Below are 14785 nucleotides of genomic sequence, written 5' to 3'. Positions count from 1 at the left end.
ATTTAAATAATATTGATAATTTTAGGAGAGAATGTAGAGTGGTGAATCTTATCAAGCGCAAAGCCCCTCATCCGGCTGCCGCCACCTTCTCCCCGCTGGGCGGGGAGAAGGGATGTGCCGCTGCCCTCGCGGCCCGCAGAGCGGTTGGTGGGGCGGGCGGTTTCGGCAAATGCGTCCCCTCGCCCCGCATTGCGGGGAGAGGGTTAGGGTGAGGGGCAGCCTTAAAAGGCCCGCCAAGCCACCCCCAAAAACGAAAACCTCAGCTCCCCGCCTTCATCGCGCCGGCCAGATGATCCACATTGAACCGGAACATTTTTTCATACGTGCCCGCAGGGCCAGACGGCTTTGACAGGGATTCGACGTAGAGCTCGCCGCCCGGCTCAGCGCCGGTTGCCTTGGCGACCTGTTTGACCAGGCGCGGGTCGTTGGAATTTTCGAAGAAATAGGTTTTGACGTGTTCGGCCTTGATCTGGTCGATCAGCTTGGCAACGTCGGCGGCAGAGGCTTCGGTTTCGGTCGAAACGCCAAGCGGCGACAGGAAGGTCACCTTGTATTCGCGGCCGAAATAGCCAAACGCGTCGTGGCTGGTCAGCACCTTGCGGCGGTCTTCCGGGATTTTTGCGAATTTTTCGCGGGCATAGGCGTCGAGCGTGTCGAGCTTTTTCGTGTAGGCTTCGGCGTTTGCCTTGAAGGTGGCGGCGTCGGCTGGGTCTGCGGCGGAAAGTGCCTTTTCGATGTTCGCGACCCAGATTTTGACGTTGACCGGGCTGTTCCACACGTGCGGATCGGTCACCGTCTTGCCGTCTTCTTCCATCGTGCGGGTGTTGATGCCCTCCGAAACGGTGACTGGCTTCGACTTTGTGCCGGAGGCCGAGATCAGCCGGTCGAGCCAGCCTTCCAGGCCTTCGCCGCTCACAAACACCACGTCGGCGGCTTTGAGCGCCTTGGCGTCCTTCGGCGAGGGTTCGAATTCATGGGGGTCGCCGTCGGGGCCAACGAGGCTCGTCACCTTCACCTTGTCGCCGCCGACCTGATGGACGACATCGGCGAGAACGGTGAACGAGGCGACGGCCTTCAGCTCGGCCGCCGAAACAGGCGCGGCAAAGGCGATGAGGGCCGGCAGTGCGGCAGACAGGCAGAGTGTGCGGGAGAACATGGGCAGGCTCCTTGCGGTTAACCCTTGAGGTGCGGGCGGGGGAAATAGCGCCGGGCAATGCCGGAGGGCGCGATGAAGATCGAAATTCCGTAGAGGATCGCCGCCGTCATGATGATGGTCGGGCCGGACGCGATTTCGAGATGGTAGGAGGCGATGAGGCCGAAATAGCCGGAGACAAGCGCCGTGCCGACGGCAACCGCCAGCATGGCGGGCAGGTTCTTCGCCCATAATTGCGCAATGGCGGCCGGCAGCATCATCAGGCCGACGGCCATCAGCGTGCCGAGCGCCTGGAAACTGGCGACAAGGTTCAGCACCACCATCAGCAAAAAGGCGACGTGATAGAGCGGCCCGCGCCCGCCGACGGCGCGCAAAAAGCCGGGGTCGAAACATTCCGCCACCAGCGGGCGATAGATGACGGCCAGCACCACAAGGGTGAGCGAGGTGATCGCGCCGATCTGGGTGAGGGCAGGGGCATCGATGGCGAGGATCGTGCCGAAGAGCACATGCAGGAGGTCGATATTGGAGCCGCGCAGCGAGACGATGAGAACGCCAAGCGCAAGCGAGGCGAGATAGAAGCTGGCAAAGCTTGCATCTTCAGACAGCACGGTGGCCCGGCTGACGGCACCCGACAGAAGCGCCACCGAAAGCCCCGCCACCAGCCCGCCAAGGCCCATGGCCGTCAGCGAGAGCGAGCCGGCCACTAGATAGCCGATGGCAGCGCCCGGCAGCACCGCATGGCTCAGCGCATCGCCCATCAGGCTCATGCGCCGCATCATCAGAAAAACGCCGATGGGGCCGGAGCCGAGCGCGAGGCACAGGCAGGCGACCAGCGCGCGGCGCATAAAACCATAATCCACCATGGGCGCGAAAAAGATGTCGTAGGCGCTCATGCGGCCGGCTCGCAGATTTCGGCGTTTTCATCAAAACGCTCGGCCATGGCGCGGGCGCGCAAGAGGTTTTCCGGCGCCATTACTTCGGCTGTTGGTCCCCAGCCGATCAGTTCGCGGGCAATCAGCAGCGTCTCGGGGAAATGGCTGCGCACCTGGTCGAAATCATGCAGCACCGCCACCACGGTGCGGCCTTCGCCATGCCAGTTGGCCACGATTTCCAGAAGATCGCGGGTGGTGCGGGCATCGATGGCGGTAAACGGTTCGTCGAGCAGGATCACGCGGGCATCCTGCAGCAGCAGGCGGGCAAAGAGCACGCGCTGGAACTGGCCGGCCGAGAGCGACCCGATCGGCCGCGTTTCGAACCCGTCGAGGCCGACCGTCTGCAGCGCCTGGCGCGCACGCTCCATCGCGGCGTGGCGCACCCGGCCAAAGGCGCCGCTCGCCTTCCAGTCTCCCAAAAGCACCGTATCCAGCACATCGATCGGAAATCGCCGGTTGATCTCGGCCGCCTGCGGCAGGTAGCCGATCTCGGTGCGGCCAAGCCTGTGCTCGATGCGGCCTTCCGCCGGCTTCAATTCGCCGACGATGGCCTTCATGAGCGTCGATTTGCCGGCCCCGTTTGGACCGGCAATTGCCGTCAGGCTGCCCGTCTTCAGCGTGCCGGAAAGGTGATGCACAGCCGGATGCCGGTCATAGGCAAGGGTCAGATTGTGCAGGCGGATCACGGGTTCCGGATGGGCGCTCATGGCAGAACGACCGCCCAGGAGATGGCAAGCCAGAGGCCGCCGATCACGACAGCAACCACAGCCAGCCGAGCAAGCGCCGAATGCTGGAGAATACGAGAGGCAGGCGCAGGCGTCGGCAGGGGAGTGGGCATGAGCAGGTGTCTCGGATGGGTAGTATGAATTTTGTTATGTTATAACAATCGCGGCGAAAAAATGGCAAGCCCCGCCACTGTTCTTTTGGAACTCTGGCGGGAGAAGTGTCTTCTTCCCTCCGCAGGCCTCTCGGGCGCCATAGGCCGGCAGCCGGTCGGTCGCGCAGGCGCAACAGCAAGGGATGGATGAATGCGGAAAATCGGGGTTGTGGCAAAGGTGTTCCGCTATCCGGTAAGCTCCCTCGGCGGCGAGACGCCGGCATCGATTGCCGTGTCAAAGGATGGCGTTCTCTCGGATCGCCGCTTTGCCCTCTTCGATCCGCAGACCGGCCGCCCGGCCGCCCCCGAGCAGGAGCCGCGCTGGCGACCGGCGCTGCTGCTTGAGGCCTCTGCAGGGCCTGACGGCCTGCCGCAGATTTCCTTCCCGGATGGGCGGGTGTTTGGCGCGTTCTCGGAAGAGCTTGGCGACCATCTGCGGGCGCATTTCGGCTTTGCCGTGGTCTTTGGCGTGCATGATGCGTTTGCGGAAGAGGTGCCGGCCCAGATGGCGCGCATTGCCCCGCGATACGCGGTCTCCCCCTTGCATCTCCTCACCACGGCGTCCCTTGCAAAGCTTGGCACGCTCGGCGGACTTTCATCGCCGGATCCGCGCCGTTTTCGCCCGACGGTGCTCATCGAAACGGATGGCGGCATCGAAGGGTTCGAGGAAAACCGCTGGGTGGGACAGGCCGTGCGGATCGGCGAGCACCGCATTGCCGTGACGGAAGCAACCCGCCGCTGCGGCATGACGCTTGCCGCCCAGCCGGGCCTTGCCGAAGACGCCAATGTGCTGCGCGCCATCATGCGCCACAATGCCCGTCATCTCGGCGTTTATGGCCGGCTTGGCGAGGAGATCGCCGGCCCGGTGACGATCTCCCCCGGCGATGCGGTTTACGCCGAAAGCTGAAGCACGCTTCCGGACTTTTCCGCCACCGCCTCCAGAATGGCGCCGGAAACAGTCTCGCCGATTTCCGCCGCACTGGTGATGCCCTGCACGAAGGGATGCTTGTGCAGGAGGAAGGAGATCGCCGCACAATAGAGATTGTTGCACAGCGGGGCCGTGGTTCTCGGGCGGTAAAGCTCATCTATGTCGATGCCGCCGGTGCGGATCATCGGCACGGGGCTGTCGTCGGTGATAAAACCTTGTGCCATCGGTGTTGCCGATTTCTGCACGCCGCCCTGCGCTACGAGCGTCGGAAATGGCAGGTCGGTGGCCGAAAGCGTTGCCTGACCGGTCGCATCGATGAAGGCATCGAAGACATATCGCTCGCCATGGGCGGTCACCACCGCGCCGCGCTCCACCCCGTCGCTCGAAATCTCGTAGTCCTGCCCGAGCGCCAGGATGCTGAGTTTGCCGGCCCGTTTCAGCGCCAGAAGCCGGCGGATCGACATCAGCGGCACGGTCGCATAATCGTCAACGAAGATCGACTTGAAGTGGCGATGGAAGCGTTTGAGATCGGTGTCATCGAGATGCGGAATGGCGCGCGCCACGATCTCATGGGTAATCAGGATCGCATAACGCCACGGCACCGTATACTCACGGTCGCGATTGGCTTCCGTTTCGGCAAGGTTGCGGGCGGCCCACACGAAGGGATCCGATGCCAGCCGCTCGCGGTAATAGGCTTCTGCAAAGGTCTCGACCGTAAGCTCCGAAAGCCCGATCTTTGCCGCATAATCCGGATCGGCCACGAGAATTTCCTGGCGGAAGAGATCGAACACCGCATCCAGAAGGTTATGGCGGCCGGTGGCGATCAGCGCAGCGACGGCCTCCTCGGTCAAGACCTGCGGCGTGCGGTAGGGCAGCGGACAGTAGAAGTCGGCTTCCGGCAAAAGCCCCTTGCGGGACATCATGGTGGCGCAAAACGCCTCGCTGCCGGTTGCCGGCTGGTATTGCAGGTCGCCGGCCGTATCCAGCCGGAAGGTGCCGCGGGCTGTGGCCACGCTCATCAGCGCATCGATGCCGCTGAGCGACGTGCCGAGAATGCCGATCGATCCATCCGGAATGGTCTTCAAGGCTGCCGCCGGCCAGGGCGAGATGAAGTAACCCGGCCGGGTCTCGGTACTGTCCGGCCAGTTATGGCCGGTTGCCATCACCACATGGTCGAACACCGCTTCGAACCGCTGTCCGTCACGGCCGGTCACAGAAAGCCGGATGTCTGCGTCCTGCAGCGCGATGTCGATCACCCGGTGGCGATCGAGCACCTCGATGCGGTGGCCGTTGCGGGTGCCGATGGCGACAAGCTGCAGGAACTGCGCGCGCATGTAATCGCCCAGCACGACGCGCGGATAAAATTCACGCGCATCGATCGCCTCGCGCAAAATGCTCAGACGCTGCAATTCGGCATCCTCCTGGCGCGACAACCATTCGACCAGCGTTTCGGTGAGCGCCGGGAACTCGATGCTCGGAATATTCGACAGCATCGCCGGATCGTTGATGTCCGGATGGTAGGGCGTGCCCTTGCCCGGCTCCGCTTCCGCTTCGAAAATCGTGATGGAGAGGGGACGCGCCGCGCCGATCAGGCCCTTCAGGGTATAAAGACCCGTCGGCCCGCTGCCGATAATGGCTACTCTGTCTTGCATCTGTATCTCGATCCGGAGAAGCGCGAAGGACATCTCGCGCAGTCGGATGGACAATGTCGCAGAGGGCCGCTTGTTCCGCCTGGTCGTGTATACGGCGCAGGTGGGGTGGCGGAGATCAGAGAGAGAGTAGAGAACACTTCAATGCAGCAAGACAACCTCGACGCTGCCGTGCTGCCTTCAGCGTGCAGACAGACCTTCCTCACTTCAAGATTCGGAGTGACGGATGGCGGCGATTGCCCTTCTCCCCGTCATGACGGCGAGAAGGTGGCGGCAGCGGGAAGAGGGACAAATTCCGTTGCCGTGTCAAGAGCTTGCAGCCACTTACCTCAGCCCTTTAGCCGCTCGCCGGCGCAGTGTCGTCGGTCTTGTCCACCAAGTCCTTCAATGCCGTTCCGGCGCTCACAACCGCGCCGATGGTCTCCAACGAAGGAGTGGCAGCGGCGGCCAGCACGGCAAGCCCCAGGTCGAGAACTGCCGCAAGCGTCGTCAGAAGCGCCGAAACCCGCTCGATACCCGCAATCTTCGCCTTGGCGGCTTTCGCCACCTTCGCAACCTGCTGGATTTCTACGGCATAGTCCTGCAGGCTCGCAAGGACGGCGGCGGCCGTCAGTTTTGATACGAGGGCGGAAAAGCTGTTGATCTGGCCCTGCAGGCGCGTCACTTGCTGTTCCCACAGCAAGGCTCCCGCTTCATCCCGGGGTTTGGGTCCCAGCTTGAGCTTTACTTTCAGCGCCTGTTGGGCGCATTGGGCGTAAAAATCGGCAAGGTCATCGAGATCCCCTGAAACTGACATGTGTTCACCCCTCAGTCGAACGCCTTACGGATCGCGGCAACGTCATCATGAATTTCCGAGCCGATGGCATAGAGATTTTTGGCCAGTGCCTTGGTGTTGAACCGGATGTCGGTGGATTGCAGCTCTGCAAGTGCTGCATCGGCCTTCTTCAGAGATTGCCGGTAGCTCTCGACGGCCTTGATACGCCCGTTGATGACATCGAGCTGGCGACAATATTCGAGTGAAAGCAGATAGCCGGGTCCATTGAATGTCGAAGCCTTCGAGCCGGAGCAGACCGCCTCCGGCTTTTCGGACAAGTCTCCCCGCTCACTCGCGATCCAGGTTGAAAATTGGGACGTCAGCTGCGTTCGTTCTGTTTCCAGCTGTCGGATCAGGCGGACCGCGAGCAATGAATCCAGCCCGCCGATGATCTTGCGAGCAGGTGGCGCGCCATTTTCGATAAGGTCCTGCACCGTCCTCTCGCGCGCGCCTTCATTGGCGAGCTTCGTCAGCAGGGCGACGACGCCGGAAACCGCCTTGACCCGGTCGGAGTCGATCTTTGGAATTTTGGCCACCGCCGCCGTTGCCTTGTCCAGGCCCGGTTTTATCGTAAATTTCGTCTCGGCTGCGACGTCTCCCAGCGCCTGGAAATAGCCGGAGAGTACGTCGTTCATCTGCGCCAGACCGGCAGAGGCCGCGATTTCCACAGAGCAATTGGTAAGACTTGGATTGAGCTTGATCTCTCGCTTGCAGGAAGCGGCAAGCTCTGCTCCCACATCTCCCCAAGCGCTGGATGCATCTTTCAAATTCTTCGAGATGTCGCTGACTGCCGAAAGATCAGCGCACCCGGTCAATAAAGCAAAAGTAAGCGGAAAAAATCTGACTTTCATCGGAGCCGCCTAAGTTCTAATGCTATTATACTTTTTCACAAAATTCTTAAGATGTAAATCTGTAGTTGTATTTGGTTTTGTCAATTTTATGCAGTATATTGTCGTATAATGCGCGGCAGTCGTAATGCTGATGACCTCAGGCGGTACTTGCAAACAAAAAGGCGGCCCGGGAGCCGCCTTGGTCGAAAATGTCGTGTCTGGATGAGGCTCAGAGCTGCTCGATCATGGCAGCGGCGCCCGAAACGGTGGCCTGGCCGGGGCTTTCCTCGATGTTGAGGCTTTTCACCACGCCGTCTTCCACCAGCATCGAATAGCGCTTGGAACGCACGCCGAGGCCGGCGGCGGAGAGGTCCATGTCGAGGCCGAGCGACTTGGTGAAGGAGGCGTCCCAGTCCGAGAGGAAATGGATCTTGCCGGCGCCGCCGCTTTTTTCGGCCCAGGCGCCCATTACGAACCAGTCGTTGACGGACACGACGGCAATGTCGTCGACGCCGCGTTCCAGAAGCGCATCGCGGTTTTCCAGATAGCCCGGCAGGTGGTTCAGCGAGCAGGTGGGTGTGAAGGCGCCGGGCACGGCAAACAGGACGACCTTCTTGCCCTTGAACAGACCTTCGGTGGTCACTTCCACCGGGCCGTCCGGGGTCTTTTCCTTGAAGGTGGCTTGCGGCAGCGTTTCGCCGACGGAAATCGTCATGGTCGTCTCCTCGTGGATGGTCAGACAGGAATGGGGATGAAGTTCAGGCAGGACCGGCTCGGCTGAAAGGCCTGCGAAGGGGCAAGGCCTGCCGGCCTTTCAGCGTTTGGCGCACTATAGAACGGCCTCAATCGAAGGCAAGCGCGGTTTCCATGGCGCGGCTTCCGGCAATCACCAGAATGTCCCAGTTGCGCCCGGCCACCACCGCCTTGTCTGCCCCCTTGCCAAGCGGCATGGTCACCACATAGGTGCCATCCACCATCTGCGCACCCGTCTGGTCAAACAGCACATGGCCGGCCGGCGTCGCGACAAAGATCTGCGGCGGCGGGCTGTCCGCCGGCAGCCGCAGGCCCACGCGCAAATTTCGTTTGCCATCGGTCAGGGCATGATGCGCGACGGCAAAATCCTCGGAGGGTTGTTCCGGCAGGCTTTTCCTGGCCTCGTCCAGAATGAGGTTCTCCTCGAAGGGCAGGCCCTTTGCGCTTGCCATATCCATGTGGAAATCGGCCTGGAAGGGAATGCAGATATTGCGGCAGAGCCCGACAAAGGCGCTGGCATTCAGCATCAGCGGCTTTGCCTTGTCCTCCACCGCAAGCGTGAAGGGCAGCGTCACGGCATGGTCGTAGCCCAGGTCGCGCACATCGCCGGTCATAAATTGCCGGGGCACCGGAAACTCCACCTTCTGAAGGCGGATGCCGTCGCCGGGCGAGATCGTGATCTGCGGCGGAATGCCGGCCTGGCCGGGCTCCTTCCAATAGGTGATCCAGCCATTCTTCGGCTCGATCTGCAGGGCGCCGCGCACGGTGCCGTCGGGCTCTGCCGGCAGCGCGATGATTCGCATCCGCCCGCCCTCGTTTTCCGCCCAGGCGCTCATGGCCGCCGAGGCGCCCTGAGCCCAGAGCAGGGCGGAGCATATGAGAAATGCCACATATGCATGGCGGGGCATGGTTGCGAGGCCTTTGACGATCATGCCGGCAGATTTAGGCGATGCCCGCGCCGCGTTCCAGTCACTTGCGCTTCAGCCGGATCATTTTCGGTTGATTGATGAGGCGTGCTGCCCCATCTTGAGGTGAGACGGTCGCTTGAAAGAAAACCGCTCGCCCGCTCCCGGGCCGGGCCTACCGAGCAGGAGGCACGATGCCATTGTCGACGCCGACGGATAAACTGGCAGAACAGCTGGCGCAGAAGCCCGCCGACAAGCGCGAGCGCGGCTTTCTCGACGGCCAGTTCGTCATTGCCATGCCCGGCATGCCGGACGGCAATTTCAGCCGGTCGGTCGTCTATATCTGCGCCCATTCCCCGGCGGGCGCCATGGGCTTCATTATCAACCGCGCCCAGTCCATCTCGTTTGCCGAAATCCTCCTGCACCTGAAGATGGTGGACCAGGCCGATGCGATCATGCTGCCGAATGCGGCGCGCGACTTTCCGATCCTCAACGGCGGCCCTGTTGAAACCGGGCGCGGCTTCGTGCTGCATTCGGATGATTACGTGAGCGAATCCAGCATTCCGGTCAGCGACGATATTTCGCTGACGGCAACGCTCGATATCGTGCGGGCCATCAGCGAGGGGCGCGGGCCGACGCGCGCCACCATGCTTCTCGGTTATGCCGGCTGGGGACCGGGCCAGCTGGAAGCGGAAATCGCCGCCAATGGCTGGCTCAACTGCCCGGCGGCCGAGGCGCTGATCTTCGACCGCACGCTCGAGGATAAGTATGAGCGGGCGCTGGCGCTGATGGGGGTGCGCCCCGAAATGCTGTCGAGCGAAGCCGGCCACGCCTGATTAAGCGGCGGAACCAAGTCGCAGCTCTTGCGTTCTTCTTGTCAGAAACCGCAGCAAACCAGAATAACTGCGGTAAACCAAGGAGAAGACCCATGGGTAGCATGAGCGATAAAGTAGCCGGCAAGGCCAATGAAGTATCCGGCAAGGTCAAGCAGGCTGTCGGCGATGCGACCGACAACCATTCCCTGGAAGCCAAGGGTCACGCCCAGGAAGCCAAGGGCAAGGCCCAGCACGCCAAGGGCGAGCTGAAGGAAGGCGCCAAGGGCGTCATCGACCGGGCCTGATCAAGCCCAATCCGAAGAATTTTGAAGCCTGTCCCGTCGTCAGTCGGGGCAGGCTTTCCATGTGTAGACCTGCTGTTTGACGGACCTGATCCATGCGTCTTTTCGAATGCGATAGCTGCGGCCAATCCATCCATTTCGACAACCGTGTCTGTATCAATTGCGGCCACAGGCTGGCTTTCGTGCCGGAACGGCTGACCATGCATGCGTTGAGCGAGGGCCAGGACGGATCGTGGCGGCTGGTTTCGGATCCGGGACACGCGCTGCGGCTCTGCGCCAACGAGGTCAACGACATCTGCAACTGGACGCTGCCGGCCGAAGGCGAGGAGACGTTTTGCGTCGCCTGCCGGCATAACCGGCTGGTGCCGGATGCCGCAACCGCCGACGGCCTGCGCCAGTTCCGCACCATCAGCCAGGCGCAGCGCCATCTGTTCTATTCGATGCTGAAGTGGGACCTGCCGCGCACCACCCGCGCCGAAGACCCCGAAGGCGGCCTGGTCTTCGATTTTCTGGTGGACGAGGTGAAGGCCGATGGCACGGTGGTGCCAGCCATGACCGGCCACGAAAGCGGCCTCATCGCCATCCGCGCCGCCGAAGCCGATGACGACACGCGCGAAAAGATAAGGGTGTCGATGAAGGAGCCCTATCGCACCATGCTCGGCCATTTCCGCCACGAAACCGGGCACTACATCTGGGACAAGCTGGTGCGCGACATGGGTAGGCTCGACCCGTTCCGTCTGGCCTTCGGCGACGAGACGATCGATTATGGCGAGGCGCTGAAGCGCAATTACGAAGAAGGACCACCCGCCGACTGGCAGGAGCATTTCATCAGCACCTATGCCAGCACCCACCCGTGGGAGGATTTCGCCGAGTGCTTCGCGCATTATGTGCATATGGTCGATACGCTGGAAATGGCACGCTCGCTCGGCATGGTGGTGGAGCCGCGCGGCCATTCGGAGCTTGCCTCGGAGGTCGATTTCAATCCCTACCGTGCCCATGATGCCGCGCAGCTGGTGGAAGCCTGGGTGCCGTTTACGGTCGCCATGAACAGCATCCACCGCTCGATGGGGGTACCCGACCTTTATCCCTTCATCCTCACCCCGACCGTGGTCGCCAAGCTGGAATTCATCCACGGACTGGTCCACGGCAAGCACTGAAAAAGCACGCTCCAGCCCTGTCCGTTTCGTTGGGCAGGGACGGGATCGGCAATCACCCTTCTCCTCGTCATGACGGGGAGAAGGGTGCCGCGGAAACGTTTGCCCGTCAGGCCCGCTTGGTCAGCGGAAAACGCTCCTTCAGAAGGCGCTGCACGGCATCCGGTGGCATCGGCGCGCCGAAGAGGAAGCTCTGGCCGAACTGGCAGCCCATCTTGGCAAGCTCTCCTGCATCCTCGTCGCTCGCAATGCCCTCCGCCACCACCACCATCTCCATCTGCCGCGCCATGGCGATCACCGAGCGCAGCAGCACCGCGCCGCGATCGGACGGATTGGCGACGATCGACTTGTCGAGCTTGATCGTGTCGAAGGGGAATTGCGTCAGGTGCGACAGCGAAGAATAGCCGCTGCCGAAATCGTCGAGCGCCAGGCTGATGCCGGTTTCCTTGAGCTTGGACAGAACAAGCCGCGCCTGTTCCGGGTTTTCCAGCATCATCGATTCGGTGAGTTCGAGCTTCAGGCGCTGCGGGTCGAAATGGGTTCGGCTGAGCAGCGAGCGGATTTCCGCATAAAGATCGGCGTTCAGCAGCTGCGCGCTCGACAGGTTGACCGCCATGAAGATCGGCAGCTCGCCCGTCTGCTTTTCAAACGCCATCAGGTCGGCGGTGGCGCTTTCCAGCGCAAACAGGCCAAGCGGACCGATCAGGTCGGTCATTTCGGCAATCGGGATGAACTCTGCCGGCGCAATCGTGCCGCGCTTGGGATGTTCCCAGCGCATCAGCGCTTCAAAGCCGGCGATCTCGCCATTGTCGAGCCGGATAATCGGCTGGTAGGCGAGCGACAGCTCGCGCCGCTCGATCGCGCGGCGAAGATCCGTTTCGATCTGCAGCCGGTCCGGCGTGCCATTGCTGCGGAAGGCCGGGCGGAAGGGTTCGACGCGGTTGCCGCCGGCACGCTTGGCCCGGTACATGGCCAGTTCCGCATCGCCGAGCAGGCTGGCGGCGCTTTCCTGCTGGTCCACCCAGGAGGAGAGCCCGATGGAGGCGGTCAGGATCACCTCGCGATTGGCAAAGTTGATCGGCACCATGATCGCCTTGCTGACGGCATCGGCAAAATCGGCCACCTTGCCGGGATCGCGTTCGGAGACGAGAATGAGGCCGAACTGGTCGCCGGAAATGCGCGCCAGCGTGTCCTGCGGCTTCAACAGGCGGCGCAGGCGCCGCGTCAGCGCGATGAGGATATTGTCGCCGGCGGCAATGCCGAGGCTGTCATTCACCTGCTTGTAGCGGTCGATGTCGATCGCCATCACCGTCGGGCGCACCGCGTCGCTTGCCGCGGCAATGGTGAGCACCGATTGCAGCCGGTCGAGAAACACCTGGCGGTTCGGCAGGCCGGTCAGGTTGTCGTGGAGCGCATCGGCCAGCAGCCGTTCGACGGAATTCTTCGGCTCCGTCACGTCGACGATCGTGCCGACGCAGCGGATGATTTCGCCGTTCGAACCAAGCACAGGCCGCGCCCGGATCTGCAGCCAGTGGAAATGGCCGTCTTCGGCGCGGATGCGGAACTCGTGGTTCAGCTTGCCGCGGCGGTGTTCCAGAAGCACGTCGAGCGTTGCCTTGAAGCGGTCGCGGTCGTCGGGGTGAAGGCGTGGCAGCCAGTTGCGCGCCGGCCCGTGCATGGTGCCCGGCGACAGGCCGAGCCTCAGCGAAATGTCGGGTGTCGTCACCAGCCTGTCGCGCGCCACGTCCCAGTCCCAGACCGTATCGCCGCTGCCCATCAGCGCCAGCGACTGGCGTTCCAGATCGGAGAACAGGCCCTGCTGATAGGCGCCGCCGGCAAAGGCGTGCTGCATCACGGTAAAGCCGATGAGGAGGACGATGAGCACGAGGCCGCCGCCGAGCGCCGGCTGGATGATGTCATTGTCGAGCTTGCCCGTCACCGTCATCCAGCCGCCGAACAGCCAGACGAGGATCAGCGCCCAGGTGGGCACCAGAAGAATGGCGCGGTCAAACCGGTTGAGGCCGAGATAGATGATGAGCAGGATGCCGGCCGTTGCCGTCAGTGCCAGCGAAATGCGGGCAATGCCCGAAGCAATCGATGGGTCGTAGATCGCAACGCCGAAGAGAAGCGCAAGGCCGATTACCCAGGCAAACGTGGCATAGCCCAGATGCACGTGCCAGCGGTTGAGGTTGAGATAGGCAAACAGGAAGATGACGAGCGAGGAGGCCAGCGCCACTTCCGCGCAGGCCCGCCATATTCGCTCGTCGCTGGAGGTGATGCTGATGAGCTTTTCGAGGAAGCCGAAGTCGACGCAGATATAGGCAAGCACCGCCCAGGCAAGCGCTGCCGCCGCCGGCAGCATGGACGTGCCCTTCACCACGAAGAGAATGGTAAGGAACACCGCAAGCAAGCCCGCAATGCCGAGCACGATGCCGCGATAGAGCGTGAAAGAGTTGACGGTGTCCTTGTAGGCGTCCGGCTCCCACAGATAGATCTGCGGCAGGTTGGGGGATGTCAGTTCGGCCACGAAGGTGATGACCGAACCCGGGTTCAGCGTGATGCGGAAGACATCCGCATCCGGGCTCGGCACCCTGTCGAGCGCGAAGCCTTCAGACGGCGTGATGGCCGTGATGCGTTGCGAGCCGAGATCCGGCCAGATGAGGCGCGAGCCGACCAGGCGGAAATGCGGGGCGACGATGACGCGCTCCAGCTGTTCCTCCGAAACGTTGGCCAGTGCAAACACGGCCCAGTCGCCCTGGTGGCCGGGCGTTGCCGAGCGCACCTCGATGCGCCGGCGAATGCCGTCGGTGCCGGCCGCGGTCGAGACCTGGAAAGCCTCGCCCTGGTTTGCATAGATATCGGTGGTCGCCGTGAGGTCCAGCGCCCGGTCGTCGCGGGAGATCTTGACCGGCTCGAAGGCGAGAGCCGCGCCGGGCAGCAGCATGAACAGGCAGGCAAACAGCAGTGCCAGCCGGGTCGGCAGAGGGGGAACGCGCGTGCCTGGCCTTGTCATCGTGGGGCTTGCGCCTTCACGTCCACCGGGTCCGACGACAGCAGGGAATAGAGGGTGTGATCCCGCCACTCGCCGTTGATTTTCAGATATTTCCGCAAAAGACCTTCCCGTTCGAAACCGGCTTTTTCCAACAGCCTTACGCTCTTCCAGTTGTCCGGGATACAGGCAGCCTCGATGCGGTGCAACTGAAGCCCGGTGAAGATGTAGGGTACTACAAGGCGGAGTGCGGCAAACATATGACCTTGGCCGGCCTGTTTTTCGCCCATCCAGTAGCCGACCATGCAGCTCTGGGCCGCGCCGCGGCGGATATAGCCGATGGTAAGGCCGCCCAAGAGGCTCATGTCGTCGCGGTGAAACAGCAGAAGCGGCACGGCAAGGCCGGACGAGAATTCCTGTGTATGACGTGTGACGCGGGCGCGAAACGAGGCTTCCGTCAGCTCGTCATGGCGCCAGGTCGGCTCCCAGGGCTGCAGGAACTGCCGGCTTTCCGAGCGCAGCTTGTACCAGGCGCGGTAATCCGTATAGCGGGCAAGACGCAGCATGTGGTGATCGCCGTAAAGCTCGGGCATCTCCGGCTGACGTTGCAAGAACCGAAACACCGACCGCGTCATCCTATGCGTTCCGTCCCGCCCGTCGCAATGCGGCCGACGGAGCGGGATT

15 protein-coding genes are annotated in these 14785 nt (G+C 62.4%); 4 read left to right on the top strand and 11 right to left on the bottom strand.

Annotated elements, in window-relative coordinates; translation table 11 throughout:
- Positions 1-259: 259 nt before the first annotated feature.
- Genes ACEXP3_RS02805 through ACEXP3_RS02790 form a run of 4 tightly spaced genes read right to left on the bottom strand, consistent with a single transcriptional unit; the run spans position 260 to position 2923 of the window.
- Positions 260-1156, bottom strand: a complete 897-nt coding sequence (locus ACEXP3_RS02805) for a metal ABC transporter substrate-binding protein (protein ID WP_377295879.1) — start codon at positions 1154-1156, stop codon at positions 260-262.
- Between the two features lie 17 nt (positions 1157-1173).
- The gene (locus tag ACEXP3_RS02800) at positions 1174-2046 is read right to left on the bottom strand and encodes a metal ABC transporter permease (RefSeq protein ID WP_377295878.1); all 873 of its coding nucleotides are present in this window, start codon (positions 2044-2046) and stop codon (positions 1174-1176) included.
- Positions 2043-2792: a metal ABC transporter ATP-binding protein gene (locus ACEXP3_RS02795; RefSeq protein WP_377295877.1), complete on the bottom strand. Its 750-nt coding sequence runs from the start codon at positions 2790-2792 to the stop codon at positions 2043-2045. The genes ACEXP3_RS02800 and ACEXP3_RS02795 overlap by 4 nt, the downstream gene beginning before the upstream one ends.
- On the bottom strand, positions 2789-2923 hold the full coding sequence (locus ACEXP3_RS02790) for a hypothetical protein (RefSeq protein ID WP_377295876.1): 135 nt from the start codon (positions 2921-2923) through the stop codon (positions 2789-2791). The genes ACEXP3_RS02795 and ACEXP3_RS02790 overlap by 4 nt, the downstream gene beginning before the upstream one ends.
- 190 nt (positions 2924-3113) lie before the next feature.
- Here ACEXP3_RS02790 and ACEXP3_RS02785 point away from each other — a divergent pair, with 190 nt between their 5' ends.
- Complete coding sequence (locus tag ACEXP3_RS02785; protein ID WP_377295875.1) at positions 3114-3869, top strand: MOSC domain-containing protein; 756 nt, start codon at positions 3114-3116, stop codon at positions 3867-3869.
- Here the strand turns inward: ACEXP3_RS02785 and ACEXP3_RS02780 are convergent.
- The 5 genes from ACEXP3_RS02780 to ACEXP3_RS02760 all read right to left on the bottom strand — a co-directional run bounded on the left by ACEXP3_RS02780 (position 3854) and on the right by ACEXP3_RS02760 (position 8844).
- On the bottom strand, positions 3854-5542 hold the full coding sequence (locus ACEXP3_RS02780) for an FAD/NAD(P)-binding protein (protein ID WP_377295873.1): 1689 nt from the start codon (positions 5540-5542) through the stop codon (positions 3854-3856). The two genes, ACEXP3_RS02785 and ACEXP3_RS02780, sit on opposite strands and share 16 nt — an antisense overlap.
- Positions 5543-5876: 334 nt before the next feature.
- Positions 5877-6335, bottom strand: coding sequence for a hypothetical protein (locus ACEXP3_RS02775; protein ID WP_377295872.1), 459 nt, complete (start codon positions 6333-6335; stop codon positions 5877-5879).
- Between the two features lie 11 nt (positions 6336-6346).
- Positions 6347-7204: a hypothetical protein gene (locus tag ACEXP3_RS02770; RefSeq protein ID WP_377295871.1), complete on the bottom strand. Its 858-nt coding sequence runs from the start codon at positions 7202-7204 to the stop codon at positions 6347-6349.
- A 208-nt stretch (positions 7205-7412) separates the two neighbouring features.
- Positions 7413-7898 carry a peroxiredoxin gene (locus ACEXP3_RS02765; protein WP_210103274.1) on the bottom strand — a complete coding sequence of 162 codons (486 nt, stop codon included), beginning with the start codon at positions 7896-7898 and terminating at the stop codon, positions 7413-7415.
- Between the two features lie 127 nt (positions 7899-8025).
- Positions 8026-8844, bottom strand: a complete 819-nt coding sequence (locus tag ACEXP3_RS02760) for a protein-disulfide reductase DsbD domain-containing protein (protein ID WP_377295870.1) — start codon at positions 8842-8844, stop codon at positions 8026-8028.
- A gap of 191 nt (positions 8845-9035) precedes the next feature.
- Between ACEXP3_RS02760 and ACEXP3_RS02755 the strand changes: the two genes are divergently transcribed.
- The 3 genes from ACEXP3_RS02755 to ACEXP3_RS02745 all read left to right on the top strand — a co-directional run bounded on the left by ACEXP3_RS02755 (position 9036) and on the right by ACEXP3_RS02745 (position 11115).
- Entirely contained in the window at positions 9036-9677 is a 642-nt protein-coding gene (locus ACEXP3_RS02755) for a YqgE/AlgH family protein (protein ID WP_377295869.1), read from the top strand.
- Positions 9678-9769: 92 nt separating this feature from the next.
- Complete coding sequence (locus ACEXP3_RS02750; protein ID WP_210103271.1) at positions 9770-9961, top strand: CsbD family protein; 192 nt, start codon at positions 9770-9772, stop codon at positions 9959-9961.
- Positions 9962-10053: 92 nt separating this feature from the next.
- A complete protein-coding gene (locus ACEXP3_RS02745) occupies positions 10054-11115 on the top strand; it encodes a zinc-binding metallopeptidase family protein (protein WP_377295868.1) in 1062 nt (353 codons plus the stop codon).
- A gap of 106 nt (positions 11116-11221) precedes the next feature.
- On the opposite strand, the gene ACEXP3_RS02740 is transcribed toward ACEXP3_RS02745, so the two are convergent.
- Both ACEXP3_RS02740 and ACEXP3_RS02735 read right to left on the bottom strand, forming a co-directional pair.
- Positions 11222-14125: an EAL domain-containing protein gene (locus tag ACEXP3_RS02740; protein ID WP_377295867.1), complete on the bottom strand. Its 2904-nt coding sequence runs from the start codon at positions 14123-14125 to the stop codon at positions 11222-11224.
- Positions 14122-14736, bottom strand: coding sequence for a GNAT family N-acetyltransferase (locus ACEXP3_RS02735; protein WP_377295866.1), 615 nt, complete (start codon positions 14734-14736; stop codon positions 14122-14124). The genes ACEXP3_RS02740 and ACEXP3_RS02735 overlap by 4 nt, the downstream gene beginning before the upstream one ends.
- Between the last annotated feature and the right edge of the window lie 49 nt (positions 14737-14785).

Origin of the sequence: Neorhizobium fuzhouense (genome assembly GCF_042611105.1) — a bacterium.
In the GTDB taxonomy this organism is placed as follows: Bacteria; Pseudomonadota; Alphaproteobacteria; order Rhizobiales; family Rhizobiaceae; genus Neorhizobium; species Neorhizobium galegae_A.
The sequence above is the reverse complement of the archived record's forward strand: the minus strand, read 5'-3'. Positions and strand labels throughout refer to the sequence as shown.